Origin of the sequence: Roseateles sp. YR242 (assembly GCF_900109745.1) — a bacterium.
Classification (GTDB): domain Bacteria; phylum Pseudomonadota; class Gammaproteobacteria; order Burkholderiales; family Burkholderiaceae_C; genus Roseateles.
In genome coordinates, this window is record NZ_FOAV01000006.1 from 120,976 (window position 1) to 138,796 (window position 17,821).

The 17,821-nt window shown below is 66.1% G+C and carries 16 protein-coding genes and 1 other RNA gene; 14 read left to right on the forward strand and 3 right to left on the reverse strand.

Translation table 11 applies throughout. The features are described from left to right. Positions 1-46 precede the first annotated feature (46 nt). Positions 47-2,233: an excinuclease ABC subunit UvrB gene (uvrB, locus tag BMY53_RS13555; RefSeq protein ID WP_092947010.1), complete on the reverse strand. Its 2,187-nt coding sequence runs from the start codon at positions 2,231-2,233 to the stop codon at positions 47-49. Between the two features lie 179 nt (positions 2,234-2,412). On the opposite strand from uvrB, the gene BMY53_RS13560 reads away from it, so the two are divergent. From BMY53_RS13560 to BMY53_RS13595, 8 genes are all read left to right on the forward strand, one after another. Further along, entirely contained in the window at positions 2,413-3,615 is a 1,203-nt protein-coding gene (locus tag BMY53_RS13560) for an amino acid aminotransferase (RefSeq protein WP_092947011.1), read from the forward strand. A 278-nt stretch (positions 3,616-3,893) separates the two neighbouring features. Further along, positions 3,894-5,207: a polyhydroxyalkanoate depolymerase gene (locus BMY53_RS13565; protein ID WP_092947012.1), complete on the forward strand. Its 1,314-nt coding sequence runs from the start codon at positions 3,894-3,896 to the stop codon at positions 5,205-5,207. After that, entirely contained in the window at positions 5,204-5,872 is a 669-nt protein-coding gene (gene rsxB, locus BMY53_RS13570; RefSeq protein WP_092947013.1) for an electron transport complex subunit RsxB, read from the forward strand. The genes BMY53_RS13565 and rsxB overlap by 4 nt, the downstream gene beginning before the upstream one ends. Positions 5,873-5,886: 14 nt before the next feature. Then, positions 5,887-6,525, forward strand: a complete 639-nt coding sequence (gene nth / locus BMY53_RS13575; RefSeq protein WP_092947014.1) for an endonuclease III — start codon at positions 5,887-5,889, stop codon at positions 6,523-6,525. Between the two features lie 64 nt (positions 6,526-6,589). Beyond that, the gene (locus BMY53_RS13580; RefSeq protein ID WP_092947015.1) at positions 6,590-6,808 is read left to right on the forward strand and encodes a DUF904 domain-containing protein; all 219 of its coding nucleotides are present in this window, start codon (positions 6,590-6,592) and stop codon (positions 6,806-6,808) included. Further along, positions 6,805-7,179: a cell division protein ZapA gene (locus BMY53_RS13585; protein WP_092947016.1), complete on the forward strand. Its 375-nt coding sequence runs from the start codon at positions 6,805-6,807 to the stop codon at positions 7,177-7,179. Before BMY53_RS13580 ends, BMY53_RS13585 begins: the two co-directional genes overlap by 4 nt. A gap of 29 nt (positions 7,180-7,208) precedes the next feature. Continuing rightward, positions 7,209-7,387, forward strand: a non-coding RNA gene (gene ssrS, locus BMY53_RS13590) — 6S RNA. A 28-nt stretch (positions 7,388-7,415) separates the two neighbouring features. Further along, on the forward strand, positions 7,416-7,853 hold the full coding sequence (locus BMY53_RS13595) for an EVE domain-containing protein (RefSeq protein WP_092947017.1): 438 nt from the start codon (positions 7,416-7,418) through the stop codon (positions 7,851-7,853). 105 nt (positions 7,854-7,958) lie between these two features. On the opposite strand, the gene BMY53_RS13600 is transcribed toward BMY53_RS13595, so the two are convergent. Then, a complete protein-coding gene (locus BMY53_RS13600; RefSeq protein WP_092947158.1) occupies positions 7,959-8,984 on the reverse strand; it encodes a GGDEF domain-containing protein in 1,026 nt (341 codons plus the stop codon). A 444-nt stretch (positions 8,985-9,428) separates the two neighbouring features. Between BMY53_RS13600 and rpsU the strand changes: the two genes are divergently transcribed. The 6 genes from rpsU to BMY53_RS13630 all read left to right on the forward strand — a co-directional run bounded on the left by rpsU (position 9,429) and on the right by BMY53_RS13630 (position 16,587). Further along, positions 9,429-9,641 carry a 30S ribosomal protein S21 gene (gene rpsU / locus BMY53_RS13605; RefSeq protein ID WP_012346814.1) on the forward strand — a complete coding sequence of 71 codons (213 nt, stop codon included), beginning with the start codon at positions 9,429-9,431 and terminating at the stop codon, positions 9,639-9,641. Positions 9,642-9,832: 191 nt separating this feature from the next. Then, positions 9,833-10,276 (forward strand): GatB/YqeY domain-containing protein, encoded by a 444-nt coding sequence (locus tag BMY53_RS13610; protein WP_092947018.1) that lies wholly within the window; start codon positions 9,833-9,835, stop codon positions 10,274-10,276. A 21-nt stretch (positions 10,277-10,297) separates the two neighbouring features. Beyond that, positions 10,298-10,639 carry a protein tyrosine phosphatase family protein gene (locus tag BMY53_RS13615; protein WP_092947019.1) on the forward strand — a complete coding sequence of 114 codons (342 nt, stop codon included), beginning with the start codon at positions 10,298-10,300 and terminating at the stop codon, positions 10,637-10,639. 283 nt (positions 10,640-10,922) lie between these two features. Beyond that, a complete protein-coding gene (locus tag BMY53_RS13620; protein ID WP_092947020.1) occupies positions 10,923-11,531 on the forward strand; it encodes a TRAP transporter small permease subunit in 609 nt (202 codons plus the stop codon). Further along, on the forward strand, positions 11,528-13,156 hold the full coding sequence (locus BMY53_RS13625) for a TRAP transporter large permease subunit (RefSeq protein WP_404947875.1): 1,629 nt from the start codon (positions 11,528-11,530) through the stop codon (positions 13,154-13,156). Before BMY53_RS13620 ends, BMY53_RS13625 begins: the two co-directional genes overlap by 4 nt. 119 nt (positions 13,157-13,275) lie before the next feature. Further along, positions 13,276-16,587: a ligand-binding sensor domain-containing protein gene (locus BMY53_RS13630; RefSeq protein ID WP_092947021.1), complete on the forward strand. Its 3,312-nt coding sequence runs from the start codon at positions 13,276-13,278 to the stop codon at positions 16,585-16,587. Positions 16,588-16,621: 34 nt separating this feature from the next. Here BMY53_RS13630 and BMY53_RS13635 read toward each other — a convergent pair whose 3' ends face one another. Then, positions 16,622-17,791 (reverse strand): amino acid ABC transporter substrate-binding protein, encoded by a 1,170-nt coding sequence (locus tag BMY53_RS13635; protein ID WP_177200873.1) that lies wholly within the window; start codon positions 17,789-17,791, stop codon positions 16,622-16,624. Positions 17,792-17,821: the final 30 nt, after the last annotated feature.

Sequence of the window (17,821 nt, forward strand, 5' to 3'; positions counted from 1 at the left end):
AGCCCCTGCTCCAGGCGGGGTCTTGGGCCGCCCGGGGGGGGCCGGCTCAGCCCTTGGCGCTGGTGATGGGCACCACGTTGTCGTGCACCGCAGCCCCAAAGGCTTGCTCCTTGAGCTGGGCCAGTTGATCCCGCAGCCGCGCGGCCTTCTCGAATTCGAGGTTGCGCGCGTGCTCCAGCATCTGCTTTTCCAGCAGGGTGATGCGCTTGCTCAGGTCCTTTTCGCTCAGGCCCTCGACCTCGGCCGCCTGCTCGATCAGCTTGGCGTCATCGCGGCCCGGCTTGTCGCTGTAGACGCCGTCGATGAGTTCCTTGATGCGCTTCACCACACCGCGTGGCGTGATGCCGTTGGCCGCATTGAATTCAATCTGCTTGGCACGGCGGCGTTCGGTTTCGCCGATGGCCTTGCGCATGGACTCGGTGATGCGGTCCGCGTAGAGGATGGCCTTGCCATTGACATTGCGGGCCGCGCGGCCAATGGTCTGGATCAGGCTGCGTTCAGCGCGCAGGAAACCTTCCTTGTCGGCATCCAGGATGGCCACCAGGGAGACTTCCGGGATGTCCAGCCCCTCGCGCAGCAGGTTGATGCCCACCAGCACGTCAAAGGTGCCCAGTCGCAGGTCCCGCAGGATCTCCACCCGTTCCACCGTCTCCACGTCCGAGTGCAGGTAACGAACCTTCACACCGTTGTCGCCGAGGTATTCGGTCAACTGCTCGGCCATGCGCTTGGTCAGCGTCGTGATCAGCACCCGCTCATTGATCACCACACGGTCACGGATCTCCTGCAGCACGTCGTCCACCTGGTGGGTGGCCGGCCGGACTTCGACCAGCGGATCCACCAGGCCGGTGGGCCGCACCAACTGTTCGACCACCTGGCCAGCCTGGCGCTTCTCGTAATCCCCCGGCGTGGCGGAGACAAAGATGGCCTGGCGCATCTTGCGCTCGTACTCCTCGAACTTCAGGGGGCGGTTGTCCATGGCCGAAGGCAAGCGGAAGCCGAACTCCACCAAGGTGCTCTTGCGGGCCCGGTCACCGTTGTACATGCCCCCGAACTGGCCGATCAGCACGTGGCTTTCGTCCAGGAACATCAGCGCATCGGGCGGCAGGTAGTCCACCAGCGTGGGCGGCGGCTCGCCGGGCGCGGCGCCCGAGAGGTGGCGGGTGTAGTTCTCGATGCCCTTGCAATGACCCACTTCCTGCAGCATCTCCAGGTCGAAACGGGTGCGCTGCTCCAGCCGCTGCGCCTCCACCAGCTTGCCTTCCTTGATGAAGAAGGCCACACGTTCGCGCAGCTCCTCCTTGATCGTCTCCATCGCGGCCACCACGCGGTCGCGCGGGGTGACGTAATGGCTGGAGGGGTAGACGGTGAAACGGGGGATCTTCTGGCGGATCTGGCCCGTCAGCGGGTCAAACAGCTGCAGCCCCTCCACCTCGTCATCAAAGAGCTCGATGCGCAGGGCCAGCTCCGAGTGTTCGGACGGGAACACGTCGATGGTGTCACCGCGCACGCGGAAGTGCCCGCGGGTGAATTCCATCTCGTTGCGGGTGTACTGCATGCGCACCAGCTGGGCGATCACATCGCGCTGACCCATCTTGTCGCCAATGCGCAGCGTCATCACCATCTGGTGGTAGTCGCTCGGGTTGCCAATACCGTAGATGGCCGACACGGAGGCCACGATCACGACATCCCGGCGCTCCAGCAGGCTCTTGGTGCAGGACAGGCGCAACTGCTCGATCTGCTCGTTGATCGCGCTGTCCTTCTCGATGAAGAGATCGCGCTGCGGCACATAGGCCTCAGGCTGGTAATAGTCGTAGTAGCTGACGAAATATTCCACCGCGTTGCGGGGGAAAAACTCGCGGAATTCGCTGTAAAGCTGGGCCGCCAGCGTCTTGTTGGGCGCAAACACGATGGCCGGCCGCCCCAGACGGGCGATGGTGTTGGCCATGGTGAAGGTCTTGCCCGAGCCGGTCACGCCCAGCAGGGTCTGGTAGCTGAGGCCGTCGTGCACGCCTTCGACCAGCTGCTGGATGGCCGCGGGCTGGTCTCCGGCGGGCGGATAGGGCTGGAAGAGCTGGAAGGGAGAGCCTTCGAAAGAGACGAATTCGCCCTTCGGAAACTCGCCATCGGCCACGGCGATATCAGCGCCCTGGCCCTCTGAATGAATGCCTGCAGCCGCTGCGGTGCTGGCACCGCTGGCAGGCTTGGAGGTCTTGGCAACTGTGGTACGACTCATCGGGTAATCCCTGGGCAACGCCCATTCCCTGCCTACAATCGACAGGCTGCGTTGGTCACTCAATTCAACAGCGTAGCAAACCCGTCAAACTTGCTCCCCGCTCTGGTTGGCTTGGCGCCCGGCAATTGTCGCGCTCGCTCGTGCCAACGTAGTGTCAGGACACCTGTCAGGAAATCCTCATGTCCCTGTTCGCCGCCGTCGCCATGGCCCCCCGCGACCCCATCCTGGGGCTGAATGAGCAATTCAATGCCGACCCCAACCCCAGCAAGGTGAATCTGGGCGTGGGTGTCTATTACGACGACAACGGCAAGCTTCCCCTGCTGGGCTGCGTGGCCGCAGCCGAGGCGCAGATGTTGGCAGCCCCCAAGGCCCGCGGCTACCTGCCCATCGACGGCATCGCCGCCTACGACCAGGCCGTGCAGGCACTGGTGTTTGGCGCCGGTTCCGACGTGGTGAAGAACAAGCGCGTGGCCACGGTGCAGGCGCTCGGCGGCACTGGCGGCCTGAAAGTGGGCGCGGATTTCCTCAAGCGGCTGAACCCCTCGGCCCAGGTGCTGATTTCCGACCCGTCCTGGGAAAACCACCGCGCGCTGTTCACCAACGCCGGCTTCCCGGTCGAGACCTATCCCTACTACGACGCCGCCAACCGCGGTATCAACTTCGACGGCATGCTGGGCGCGCTCAAGGCCGCACCGGCCGGCACCATCGTGGTGTTGCACGCCTGCTGCCACAACCCGACGGGTTACGACCTGACGTCCGCCCAATGGGACCAGGTGGTCGAGGCCGTCAAGTCGGCCGGCCTGGTGGCCTTCCTGGACATGGCCTACCAGGGCTTTGGGGAAGGCATCGCCGAAGACGGCGCCGTGGTGCAGCAGTTCCTGGCCGCCGGCCTGGACTTCTTTGTGTCCACCAGCTTCTCCAAGAGCTTCTCGCTCTACGGCGAACGCGTGGGCGCCCTGAGCGTGGTGTGCAGCAGTGCCGAAGAAACCACCAAGGTGCTGAGCCAGCTCAAGATTGTCATCCGCACCAACTATTCCAACCCGCCGACCCATGGCGCCCAGGTGGTGGCCACGGTGCTGTCCACCCCGGCCCTGCGTGCCCAGTGGGAAGAAGAACTGGCCGGCATGCGTACACGCATCCGCCAGATGCGTGAAGCGCTGGTGCTGGAACTCAAGGCCGCCGGCATCTCGGAAGACCTGAGCTTTGTCACCCGTCAGAAGGGCATGTTCAGCTACTCCGGCCTCAGCGTGGAGCAGATGCAGCGCCTGCGCGGCGAGTTCGGTGTCTATGGCGTGGACTCGGGCCGCATCTGCGTGGCCGCACTGAACAGCAAGAACATCAAGGCGGTGGCCGCAGCGATTGCGGCGGTCAAGAAGGGCTGAAAAGCCCTCAGACAGCCCGCCTGAGCGGCACTGGGGCAACAAAAGCCTCCCACCGGGGCCGTCCTGCGAAAGCGGGCCGGCCCCGGGTCTTTTTCCGGGAGCTGTGTGACGAAAATCCCACCTCCTCGCTTCTGGCCGCCCTCCTGGCTGCGCAGTTGACGCGACTCAGGCGGACACTGAGCCTGCCGCAGGCCTAGAATTGCTGCGTTGCACAATGCACAGAGGCATGCGCCTCGTCCTCCGTCTCCCGTCCACCGGTCCTCCGCAGGGGTAGCCAGATGCTCTATCAGCTCTATGAAACCCAGCGCGCCCTGATGAGTCCGTTCGCGGAATTCGCCAGCGCTGCCGCCAAGCTCTATAGCCATCCGCTGTCGCCGTTCTCGCACATGCCCGCTTCGCAGCGTGTGTCCGCCAGCCTGGATCTCATGCACCGGCTGGCCAAGGAATACGAAAAACCCGAGTTCAACATCCGCTCCGTCCAGGTCGATGGCGTGGACGTTGCAGTGCAAGAGCTGGTGGCGCTGGAAAAACCCTTCTGCCGCCTGTTGCGCTTCAAGCGCTACACGGACGACACGGCCGTTCTGTCCAAGATGAAGGCCCAACCGACCGTGCTGGTGGTCGCCCCGCTGTCGGGCCACCATTCCACCCTGCTGCGTGACACCGTCACCCAGCTGCTGAAGGATCACAAGGTCTACATCACCGACTGGACCGACGCTCGCATGGTGCCGTTGGAAGACGGCGCCTTCCATCTGGACGACTACATCTTCTACGTGCAGGAGTTCATCCGCCACGTCGGCACGGACTGCCATGTCATCTCGGTCTGCCAGCCCACGGTCCCGGTGCTGGCCGCCATCTCGCTGATGGCCAGCAACGGCGAGACCACCCCCCGCTCCATGACCATGATGGGCGGCCCCATCGACGCGCGCCGCAGCCCCACCGCCGTCAACAACCTGGCGATGAACAAGAGCTACAGCTGGTTCGAGAACAACGTCATCCACCGTGTGCCCACCAACTTCCCCGGTGAAGGGCGCGAGGTGTACCCCGGCTTCCTGCAGCACACCGGTTTTGTGGCGATGAACCCGGACCGCCATCTCACCTCCCACTACGACTACTTTCTGGATCTGGTGCGCGGGGACGACGACAGCGCCGAATCCCACCGCCGCTTCTACGACGAATACAACGCCGTGCTGGACATGCCGGCGGAGTACTACCTGGACACCATCCGCACCGTCTTCCAGGACTTTGCCCTGGTCAACGGTACCTGGGACGTGGGCGGCCAACGGGTGCGCCCCCAGGACATCCACCAGACCGCCCTGCTCACGGTGGAAGGCGAGCTGGACGACATCTCCGGTGCCGGGCAGACGCGCGCCGCGCATGAGCTCTGCAGCGGCATCCCGGCCCAGCATCAACGCCATTACGACGCGATGGGTGCCGGCCACTACGGCATCTTCTCGGGCCGCCGCTGGCGCGAAAAGGTGTATCCGTCGGTGCGCGACTTCATTGCCCAGTACGATGCGGCTCCATTGAATCAGCCAGCCGCGCCCAAGCGCTCGTCAGCCAGATCGAGCCGCCAGCGCCAGACGACCGAGTGAATCCCGTTGCCCTTGAGGACCTGGTCCATCGCCTGGACCAGGCCCTGCCGCAGACGCAATGCACGCGTTGCGGCTACCCCGACTGCCATTCCTACGCCCACGCCATCGCCCGCGGCGAGGCGGCCATCAACCAGTGCCCGCCCGGTGGCGCCGAAGGCATCCGCCGTCTGGCCGCACTGACGGGAGACCCCGTTGTCCCCCTGAACCCGGAACACGGGGTGGAAGGCCCCCTGCGCCTGGCGCTCATTGATGAGGACTGGTGCATCGGCTGCACCCTGTGCATCAAGGCCTGCCCGGTGGACGCCATCCTGGGCAGCAACAAGCAGATGCATGTGGTGATCGACGAGGACTGCACCGGCTGCGAACTCTGCATTCCCGTGTGCCCCGTGGACTGCATCTCCCTGAAGGACGTGACACCGGGCCGCACCGGCTGGGCGGCCTGGAGCCAGCCCCAGGCGGAGGTGGCACGCCAGCGTTACCGCGACCACGAGGTGCGTGTGGCCAGGCAACAGCGGGAGCACGACCTGCAGCTGGAGGCCAAGGCCCAGCACAAGCTGGAACATCTGGAAGAAGCCTCCAGGCTGACCGACCCGGTGCAGCTGGATCGCAAGCGGGCCGTTATTGAAGCCGCCTTGGCCCGTTCGCGCGCCAAGCGCGGCGCCTGAAGGAGGCTCGCCCCGTGAACGCCTCCCAGGTCCAGGCCTTTTTTGAAATCCTGCGTCAGGCCAACCCGTCGCCCCAGACTGAACTGGAATACGCCAGCGTGTTCGAGTTGCTGGCGGCGGTATTGCTGTCGGCCCAGGCCACCGATGTGGGCGTCAACAAGGCCACCCGGCGGCTGTTCGTGGTCGCCAACACGCCGCAGAAGTTGCTCGCCCTGGGTGAAGAACGCCTGGCCGATTACATCAAGACCATCGGGCTGTACAAAACCAAGGCCCGGAATCTCTACGCCACCTGCGGCATCCTGGTGAACCAGCATGGCGGCCAGGTGCCGCGCAGCCGTGAGGCGCTGGAGGCCCTGCCGGGCGTCGGACGCAAGACCGCCAATGTGGTGCTCAACGTGGCGTTCGGTGAAGCCACCATGGCGGTGGACACGCATATCTTCCGCGTCAGCAACCGCACCGGCCTGGCCCCCGGCAAAAACGTGCTGGAGGTGGAGCAGCAACTGCTCCAGCGGGTGCCGCAGGAATTCATGGTGGATGCGCACCATTGGCTGATCCTGCATGGCCGCTACGTCTGTCAGGCGCGACGCCCGCTGTGCGAACGATGCGCAGTGGTGTCGCAATGTGACAGCGCCCCGATGGCAGCGGCTCGCTGACCCCCTGACGCCTACAATCTCGCGACAGCGCCTGACTCACAAAGCGAAGGGACTCCCGCAAACCATGCCCAGCATCTACGACCTTGTCGATCGTGTGGAACGCCTGCTTGTGCGCCATGAGGAACTCACACGGACCAACACCTTGCTGGAACAGCAGGTGCTGGCTCTGACCCAGGAGCGCGACAGCCTGCGCTCGCGCCTGGCCGCTGCCCGTTCGCGGGTGGATGCGCTGCTCGACCGTCTCCCTCTGGAATCCACTGACTCGCAAAAGAGCGGCACATGAAGCAAATGGAAGTCACCATCATGGGCCAGAGCTACCTGCTTGGATGCCCCGAGGGGGGTGAAGCCGCCCTGACCAAGGCGGTCTCGCGGGTGGACAAGGAAATGTGCGCCATCCGCGACTCGGGAAAGATCAAGGCGCGTGAACGCATTGCCGTGTTGGCGGCGTTGAACCTGGCCTACTCCCTCACCGATGGCAGCAACGGCGCGGCGGATCCCAGCGCCGCTGCGGCTGGATCGGCGGCCAATCTGTCGGCGGCCGCGTCGTCTGCATCGTCCACCGCAGCCGATCTCGGCGCAGATTCCATACCTGAAATCGAAACCTTGATGAAACGCCTGGATGAAGCCCTTGCGCAGGATGGGCAACTGCTTTGACTCTGGCCACGCGCGCGTAGAATGGTCTTCGTCCACCGCGTTCGCGTGAGTTTTATATTTCCTTGAACCGATGCTTTCGCGAGCAAGGGCTTGGAATATTGCAAGGCTGGTGTGAGCGTCTCGCGTCAGATGAACCCGAAGCTTTGCTGACCTCGCCCACCTGTACCCCTAGGGTTCAGGAATGCGACTCACGGTTCGCTGTGGACACCTTATCTACCGTGCCCCAATACTGGCTGATGAAGTCCGAACCGGACGAGGCCTCCATCGATCACCTGCAAGCCGCCGGCACCCTTGCGTGGACCGGCGTGCGCAACTACCAGGCACGCAACTTCATGCGTGATGCGATGCAAGTGGGTGATGGCGTGCTGTTCTATCACTCCTCCTGCCCCGAACCCGGCATTGCCGGCCTGGCGGAAGTGCGCAGTGCCGCCTATCCCGACGCCACGCAGTTCGACCCCACCAGCCCCTACTTCGACCCGAAGTCCGTGCGCGAGACGCCGCGCTGGCTGCATGTGGACGTGGGTTTTGTCCGCAAGACACGGCTGCTGTCATTGGCGGAGATGAAGCGGGATCCTGCCCTGTCCACCATGCGCACGCTTCAACCGGGCAACCGTCTGTCCATCACACCGGTCACGCCCGGCGAATGGGCCCATCTGCTGAAGGTGCTGGGCTGACCTTGCTGGGCTGACCTTGCTGGGCTGACCTTGCTGGCTGACCCTGCTGACCCACCTTGTTGACTGACCTTGGCGAGCCGTTGCCCAGCCACGTCAGCCGCCAAGTCAACCACCAAGCCCGAATGGGATCGACGCCAGCACCACCTGGTTGCCTCCACGGCGTTGCGCTTCCTTGACCGCCATCTCGGCGGCATGCAGCAATTCTTCCTGGCGTGAAGCGGTGTGCGGAAAACTGGCCACGCCCATGGAGAGCGACAGGCCGAGGTCCTGACCGTGCAGCACCACGATCTGGGCATGGCATTGGCGACGAAGCTGCTCCATGCGCGCATGCGCCGTAGCCAGGCCCACGCCAGACAGCAGCACCGCAAACAGGTCTTCGCCAATGCGGCAGGCGGCATCCATGGCTCGGGTGTTGGCGCGCAGCATGCGGCCCAAGCCTTCCAGCAGGCGCTGGCGTGCCTCGTGGTCCAGCACTTGGCCCTCCGGTGCCGGCTGGGCATCCAGGGCGATCAATACCAAGGTGAATTCGCGGTGCTCCCGAGTGGAGAGGTCGATCTCACGCAGGAGTTGGTCATCGAACTGGGCGCGCATGTAAAGGCCCGAGACCTCGTCGCGGCCACTGCCCTGCTGCAGTTCCCGGCGCATCTGCTCCAGCGCTTTTTGCTGCTGCTCCAGCTGCTGCAGCGCGCGTTGCAGATGGGATTCGCGATGCCGCTCCTCGGTCTTGTCGCTCCATAGCGCCATGATGTGTTCGGAGCCGAGCGGAATGCGGGTCACCATCACCTCGCGGCGGCGGCCGCCCAGCTCCAGACGGTGCTCGGAACTCACTACGCCGCGCTGCGCCAGCGTGGCCTGCTCGGCCCGGCGCATGGCCTGGACTTCGTCGGCGCGCATCAGCTCATTGTCCGTGGCGCCCACCATGCCCTGCTCGGTACGGCTGAACAGCTCGGTCAGGCCGGCGCTGGCAAAGACATAACGCCCGGTGGCCATGGATTTGACCGCCAGGCAGGCGCCGGTGGGCTCCAGCAGGCTCACCAGGCCGGCAGCAACCGGCCCGAGAGGTGCCCCGAAGGAAGCGAGCCAGGCATCGAAGCTGGCAGGCGCAGGGGACGCGGCGGCAGTGAGTTCCATGGACAGGCCAGGCCAGGTGGGCCTGGCGGTCGAATGGTGGATGAAGTGAATGTAGATGGCTTGATCAAGCCGGGGCAAGAGCAGACCGCACGGTTGCGTGGCCACTCCCCCTAAGCTTGGGGCTCAGCATCCTAGCTTGCCAGCCAGGGACAGGCCTTGAGTCATGGAAGGGAATATGTCACACCCTGCACAGGCTTACCTCACCCTCTTGCGAGATACTTCCGGGCTTCGTCCCACCGGTTTGCGCCCTGGCACCCCCCACTTGGTGGTCAGCCTGAAAAAATCAGGCTAGAATCCGCGTCTTTGCTGGCAAACCCTGCGCGTCGATTCGGAAGCGGAATCCGGATACCCCCGCTTCGAGAGCCCAGTTGAGGGAGCTGAAAATTACTCCCCCAGCAGCGATCCTTGCGAACACCGAGCGCTATTTGAAGGAATTCTTTTTTCATGACCACCATTCGCGTCAAAGAAAACGAGCCGTTCGACGTGGCCCTGCGCCGCTTCAAGCGCACCATTGAAAAGCTGGGCCTGCTCACCGAGCTGCGCGCCCGCGAGTTCTACGAAAAGCCGACCGCCGAGCGCAAGCGCAAGAAGGCCGCCGCGGTGAAGCGTCATTACAAGCGCGTGCGCAGCATGCAGCTGCCCAAGAAGCTGTACTGATCCCAGCCCGCTGACACGGTTCATCCGTTGTCAGTCAGCAGATCAGCAGTTTCCGGCCCGGGATGCCCGTCAGACGGCCTCCCAACGCCCGAACAGCACAGAAAGCCCGCGCAGGACGCTGCCGCGGGCTTTTTTGTATTCTGATTTTTGTTTCATGATTCCAACGTCATGATTCCAACGGAGAGAAGTCCATGAGCCTCAAAGAACAAGTCACCGAAGACATGAAGACCGCCATGCGTGCCAAGGACAGCGAACGCCTGGGCACCATCCGCCTGCTGCTGGCCGCCGTGAAGCAAAAGGAAGTGGATGAGCGGATCGTGGTGGATGACGTCACGCTCGTGGGGATCGTCGACAAGCTGATCAAACAGCGCAAGGACGCCATCAGCCAATTCAGCGCCGCAGGCCGCCAGGACCTGGCCGACAAGGAAAGCGCCGAAGTGAAGGTGCTGGAAGCCTACCTGCCGCAGCGCCTGAGTGCCGAAGAGATCCAGGCTGCAGTGGCCGCCATCGTGTCGGAACTGGGCGCCAAAGGCCCCGGCGACATGGGCAAGGTGATGGGCGCCGTCAAGACGCAGCTCGCCGGCAAGGCCGACATGGGCCTGGTTTCCGCCGCCGTCAAGGCCGCGCTGGCCTGACCCCACCCCAGGAGCCCCGCCATGGAACTGACCGTTCAACAGCTGACGCCGGACTTCTGCGTCGCCCCGCAGCTCACGCCGGAGGTCATGGCCGCCCTGGCGGGTGCCGGGTTCAAGAGCGTGATCAACAACCGCCCGGACTTCGAAGGCGGCCCGGATCAACCCACCAGCGCTACCATGCAGGCCGCCGCCGAGGCGGCCGGCCTGGCCTACCGCCACTTGCCGGTGCAGGGCGGCTACCAGTCGCCGGAAGAGATCCAGGCCATGCGCGCGCTGATCGACGAGCTGCCCACGCCGGTACTCGCTTTCTGCCGCTCCGGTGCTCGCTCGACCAAGCTGTTCGCAGCCGCCAGCCAGCTCTGAAACCGGCGCGGGCGCACACCTGCCGGACGCCGACCGACCTGCCCGCCCCACCTGACCCATCCAACGGCCGCGCCACCCAGCGCGGCCGTTTTGCCTTTCGCCCCCCCGGATGGCGATTACCGGCAGGGGCGTGATCACACGGCTCAAGGGGAGGACTTTCCCGGACTGGCCCCGGAATTCCTCCGCACCAGACGCAGCGATGGCTACAGTCTCCAAGACCGCCCTGCGGTTGTGAGCAGGCTCCCGCTGTCGAGGAGCCGCTCGGAGACACCTGAATGCCTTGATGAACGCCCTGCTCGCCTTTGCCAGGGGCATCGACAGACTCAATGACCGTCTTGCCGCCGTGGCGGCCTGGGCGGTCCTGCTGTCGTGCCTGATCAGCGCCACCAATGCGGTCATCCGCTACGGTCTGGACATCAGTTCCAACGCCTTCCTCGAAATCCAGTGGTATCTGTTCGCCGGCTGCGTGATGCTCGGCGCCGCGCAGGTGCTGCGGCTCAATGAACATGTCCGCGTGGACCTGGTCTACAGCCGTCTCAGCGGTCGCAGCAAGGTCTGGGTCGACACCTTCGGGCTGCTCGTGTTTCTGCTGCCGGTCATCTTCTATGCGGCCTGGCTGTCCTGGCAGTTCTTCGTGGTCAAGCTCACCACCGGCATGCGGCCGCAGGACAGCGTGCAGGCCCTGGGCTGGCTGGGCTACACCTGGAAGCTGCTCGCCAGTGGCGAGGTCTCCGGCAATGCCGGCGGCCTGATCCGCTGGCCGGCCGCCGCACTGCTTCCGCTGGGCTTCACGCTACTAGGGCTGCAGGGCGTGTCGGAATTGATCAAGCGGCTGGCGTGGCTGATGCACCGCCTCGAGATGGACACCCATTACGAGAGGCCGCTGCAATGATCGCGATGGAGCACTTCCCGCCGCTGATGTTCGCGGGGCTGATCATCATCATGCTGATCGGTTTCCCGGTGGCCTTCTCCCTGGCTGCGCTGGGCCTGGCCTGCGGCATCTATGCGGTCAGCCAGGGCTGGTTCCCGCCCGAGTTCCTGTCCGCGCTGCCGCAAAACGTCTTCGGCATCCTCTCCAACGACCTGCTGCTGGCCATCCCGTTTTTCACCCTGATGGGCTCGGTGCTGGAGAAATGCGGGCTGGCCGAGGACATGCTGGATTCCATGGGCCAGTTGTTCGGCCCGGTCCGCGGCGGGCTGGGGTATTCCGTGATCATTGTTGGCTTCATCCTCGGCGCCATCACCGGCACCGTGGCCGGCCAGGTGATCGCCATGGCGATGATCTCGCTGCCGGTGATGATGCGCTACGGCTACAACATGCGCTACGCCACCGGGGTGCTGGCCGCGTCGGGCACCATCACGCAACTGGTGCCCCCCTCCCTGGTGCTGGTGGTGCTGGCCGACCAACTGGGCCGCTCGGTGGGCGACATGTACAAGGGCGCCTGGGGCCCATCCATCCTGCAAGTGCTGATCTTTGCGCTCTACACCTTCATCCTGGGCCGCCTGAAGCCGCATCACGTGCCTGGCGTGCCCAAGGAGGCCCGCACGCTGCAGGGCTGGGCGCTGTGGCGCAAATGCCTGCGCGGCATCATCCCCTCGGCCATCCTCATCTTTGCCGTGCTGGGCTCGATGGGCGGCCTGCCCGGCATCAACACCGCCGTCTGCACGCCGACGGAAGCGGGAGCCATGGGCGCCGTGGGCGCCTTCATCCTGGCCGCCCTGCACGGCCGGCTCACCTGGCCCCTGCTGCGCGGCGCCATGACCGGCACCATGCGCATCACCGCCATGGTGGTGTTCATCCTGATCGGATCACGCACGTTCTCGCTGGTGTTCCAGGGCGTGGAGGGCGGCGTGTGGATCGAGCACCAGCTCTCCAACCTGCCTGGCGGCCAGATCGGCTTCCTGATCGCGGTCAACCTCTTCATCTTCTTCCTGGCTTTCTTCCTGGACTTCTTCGAGATCGCCTTCATCATCTTGCCGCTGCTCGGCCCGGTGGCCGAGAAGATGGGCATCGACCTGGTGTGGTTCGGGGTGATGCTCTGCGTGAACATGCAGACCAGCTTCATGCATCCCCCCTTCGGTTTTGCGCTGTTTTATCTGCGCGGCATTGCCGACACGCTCTTCAAGACCGGCGCCCTGCCCCGCAAGGTGGCCTCCAGCGACATCTACCTGGGCTCCATCCCCTGGGTGCTGATGCAGCTGATCCTGGTGGCGGTGGTGATCTTCTTCCCGGTCACGGTGACCGCCTTCCTGGACAAGGAGGAGGCGGTGGATATGGACAAGGCCACCGAGATGCTGCAGGGCATCGAGACCGGCACGGACGCCTCCGGCAGCCACCACCAGGATCCGGCCCAGTTGTTCGAGCCCGCATCTTCGCCGGGGTCGGCCGCGTCCGGCGCCCCGCCTGATGCCGGATCTGGCGCCGCCCCAGATGCGACCTCCGGTGCCGCCTCGGGTGCCACCTCAGCGCCACCCGAAGACCCGGCCGAAGCCGTGCGCCGCGCCCTGGGGCCGTAGCGCAGCAACAGCGCCGCTAGGGGCGCCGTTAAGGGCGCGGTGAGGCACGCTGCGCTGTGCGCATCCCTGGACAAGGGGCCCTCCGGCCGGATGGCATACTTCGCTGCCCGGCCCCTCCCATGCAGTTCAGCTCCATTTTTTCCGACCACTGGTCCCGCCTCGTGCCTCGGATCCGCCCGCTGATGCTGGGTGCGACCCTGCTGCTGACCGCCGCGCACCTGATGGCCCAGGCCACGGCCACGCCGGCCACCAGCACCAGCACCAACACCACCAGCGGTCCCGCCAACAGCGGCATCAAGGACTACGCCTACACCCCGCTGCTGGTCAACGACGGCGCCCCGGCCGACATCTGGACCCTGGACCAGGGCCCCAATGGCGTGTTGTGGCTGGGCACCGGCATGGGCCTGTTCCGCTTTGACGGCTTGCGTTTCGAACGCTATGCGCTGCGCGAAGGCCAGCGCCTGCCTTCCACCAACATCAACGCCCTGAAGGTCATGCCTGACGGCAGCATCTGGCTGGGCTTTCATGGCGGTGGGGCGGCACGGCTGAAGGACGGGCGCATCAAGGCCTTCGGCCCCGCCGAGGGGCTGCCCACGGGCCGGGTCCTGCATTTCACCCAGACGGCGGACGGCGTGCTCTGGGCCGCTGCAGGCAGCGGGCTCGCGCGTTTCGTGAACGAGCGCTGGCAGATGATCGGTGCCGACTGGGGTCTGGATGATGGTGCCGTGGACTACGTTCACACGGACCGGCGGGGCGTGTTGTGGGTCTGCAGCTCGCGACGATTGCTGTTCCTGATGCCAGGTGAACACCGGCTCCGGGACACCGGCATCCCGGTCTCGCGCTCGGCTGTCGTGGCGGAGGATCTGGAAGGCCGGATCTGGCTGAGCGAATCCCTTCGGGGCACCCGGCCGTTGCCCGACCTCACCGCAAAGACGGCGAGCTTGGCGGCAGCAATCGCCCTTGGGGCCGCACCTGCGATCGCGCCAGCACCTTCATCGGCGTCTGCACCGACGCCTACAGCTGCGCGAGATGCTGCGTCGGCTTCTGCGCCAGCTTCTGGCGCAACAACTGCGCCAGCGCCGGCCACGCCGACACCACCCTTCGAGCCCGCCTACGCCACCGCCAAGCAACTGCTCTTCGCCCGCGACGGCTCGGTATGGCTCACCGTGGCCGGTGCCGGCGTCTGGCGGCTGCCTTCGGCGGCGGACATTCCCACCGGCCACATCCTCACGCCCCAGGACGGCCTGGAGCGCTTCGAGCGCGAACAGGGCCTCACCTCCCCCGTGGTGGTGCCGGTGGTGGAAGACCGCGAAGGCACCGTCTGGGTGGGCAGCAACAACGGGCTGAGCAGTTTCCAGCGGACCCGGCTTCACGAACTACTCACGCTGGCGGGCACCTCGCTGGGGGGCTTTGCGCTGGTGGCCCAGGGCGACGGCGTACTGGCGGCCAACCTGCGCGCCGCCGTGGAAGCCGACCCACCCGCCGCCCCGCGTGAACAGGGCGGCGCCGTGCCGTCGCGCAATGCGGTGCGGACGGCGGATGGCGCCCTCTGGTGGATCGGGTCGGACCGCCTCTACCGCCGCGACGACAGCGACACGCGCGAGTTCCTGCTGCCCGAAAGCGCCCGCCGCACCCAGGTGCTGGCCGCGCTGCCGGATGGCGGCCATGGGCTGTGGCTGTCGGTGGAGGACGACGGCCTCTACCTCGCCACGCCCGATGGCGTGCGGCGCGACCCACGCCTGCGCGAGCTGCATGCCCCCCAGACCATGACCCGCGGCCCCGACGGCGCGCTCTGGATGGCCAACGAAGATGAGGTGCTGCGCTGGAGCGACGACCAGCTCACCCGCTGGACCAGCCGGGATGGCCTGGCCATCGGCCGGGCCACCGCCCTCAGCGTCACCGACCGCCGCCTGGTGGCCGCTGGCGAAAACGGCGTGGCCTTCTTTGATGGGCAGCGCTTCACCACCGTCACCCAGAACACCGATGCCGTCTTCGGCCATGTCACCGGCATTGTGGAGTCGCTCAACGGCGACCTCTGGCTCAACGGCGGCCGTGGTGTGGTCCAGGTACAGGCGGACAACCTGCTGGCGCTGTCCGCCCGGCCCGGTGAACCGCTGAACTACCGCTTGTTCGACCGCCGCGACGGCCTGCCCGGTATCGCGCTGCAGGCCGGCATGGTGCCCACTGCCCTGCGCGACCGGCGCGGACGGCTCTGGTTCGTCACCAACCGTGGCGTGGCCTGGCTCGACCCCAGCACCGTACCCCGCAACAACCAGCCGCCGCGCACCGAGATCTATGGCCTGCGCAGCGGCGAACAGCATTTCCTGGCAGATGAAGGTCTGAGCCTGCCACCCGGCACAACCCACCTGACACTGAGCTACACCGCCGTCACGCTGGCAGCGGCCGACCGGGCCCGTTTCCGCTACCGCATGGAAGGCGTGGACCGCGGCTGGCATGACGCCGGGGGCGTGCGCGAAGCCACCTACGCCAACCTCGCCCCGGGCCGCTACCGTTTCCAGGTCATGGCCGCCAATGGCGACGGCGTGTGGGACACCCAGGGCGCCGCGCTGGACTTCGAGATCGCCCCCACCTGGATGCAGAGCCGCCTGTTTGCCTTCAGCGCCGTTTTCGTGGTGCTGGTGGTGGCCTGGATGGCCTACCGCATGCGCACCCGCGCCATCGCGCGGCAGGTGCAGTGGCGCATGGAAGAGCGCCACCGGGAGCGGGAACGCATCGCCCGCGAACTGCACGACACGCTGCTGCAGGGCGTGCAGGGCCTGGTGCTGCAGTTCAACAGCGTGGCGCGCCGGGTGGAACAGCCGGACGTCCACGACAAGCTGGAACGGGCCCTCTCCAACGCCGAGCGCCTGATCCTCGCCGCACGGGACCGTGTCTCCGACCTGCGCACCCATTCCGGCCCCTTGAGCGAAGACCTCGCCACTGCGGCAGCGGCCCAGGCCGACCAGCGGATGCAGGTGGACCTGCACGTGGAAGGCACCGAACCGCTACTGCGGCCGGCCGTGCGGGATGAGCTGCTGATGATCGGACGGGAGGCCATCGCCAACGCGCTGCGCCATGCCCAGGCCCGCCACCTGTCGGTCTGGTTGAACTACGACGAACGCCGATTGACGCTGCGCATCGTGGACGACGGCCAGGGCGTGTCGCCGGAATTCGCCAGCCCGGACGGGCGACCAGGCCATCACGGCATCAAGGGCATGTTCGAGCGTGCGCGCCGCCTGCATGGCAGCCTGCGCATCCGTAGCCGCGAGGAAGGCGGCACGGAAGTGGAGGTTCGGGTGCTGGCCAGCCACGCCTACGCCCCGTTGCACAGCGACCGGCGCCAACGGCTGGTCCGGGCGCTGCGCTTCTGGCTGCTGCGGCCGCTACGGCCCTTGCGGCGCCTGCTGCGAAGCTATCGGAACCCACGCTAGCGAACGCTGCCCGGCCCAGCGAAGGCTGCAAGGTTCAGCGGTACCGCGCGGGGTCGGGTGAATCCGTGGGCTGGGCCACCACCTTGCGCAGCGCCGCGCTCATAGGCATCTGCAGGTTGATGCCGGAGGCGGGCAACGAGGATGCAAACCAGCGCTTGTAAATGCTGAAGATCTCGCCGCTGCGGTACAGACCGGTGATCGTCTCATCCACCAGCGCCTTGAAAGCCGGGTCGTCGCGATTGAGGCCGATGGCATAGGGCTCGACGGTCAGCCCGCGATTCGACACGACGTAATCCTGCGCAGGCACCGAGCCGCCTTGCTGTGCCAGCAGGCTGCGCAGCAGCACGTCATCCATCAGGAAGGCTTCCGCGCGGCCGCTGCGCAGCAGTTGAAAGGCGTCCGGATCATCCAGGCCGGCGACGATGCGAATGCCCAGTTGCTGCTGCTCATTCACGGCCGCCAGATGCTGGATGCTGGTGGTGCCGATGGTGCTCACCACCGGCCGCCCCCGCAACTCCGTCAGGCTCTGCACACGCTCGCCGTTGCGTGTCATCAGGCGGGTTTCCGCCACGAAGATGGTGATGGAGAAGGCCTGCGTGCGGGCGCGCTCCGCCGTGTTGGTGGTGATGCCGCATTCCAGGTCCAGCGTGCCGTTGGTGACCATGGGCAGGCGCGTGGCGGAACCCACCGCCACACGCCGCACCTCCAGGTCGGGCAGCTTGAGCCGTGCACGCAGGGTGTCGATCACCCGCTCACAAAGCTCCACGGTGTAGCCAATGGGCTTGAGCTGGGCGTCGAGGTAGGAGAACGGGAGCGAGGCGGGGCGATAACCCATCACCACCACGCCGGTGTCGCGGATACGGGTGAGCGTGGGGCCTTCCGGTGGTCGGGCGGGCGCGGTCGATGGGCCGGCCGGTGGCGGGACGGATGGGGGAGCTTTTGGCGCACCTGTTGTGGCGGTGCTGGACGTGCTGGCTGAGGTGCTGGCTGAAGTGCCGGCTACCGTACTGCTGGCCGAGGTGCTGGCCGAGGTGCCGGTTCTGGTCGCCGCCGGCTTGGCCGACTGCACATGGGGTGCAGCGCAGGCGGCCTCGGGCAGCAGGGGGAGGAAGGCGAGGAAGGCGAGCGTCATGCCGCCCAAGGCGGCACGGGAGACCAAGGGGGCCAGGCTGGTCAAGGCGGCCAGGGCGTTCAAGGCGGTCAAAGCGGCGGTCGAGACCGCGGAGGCGACCCG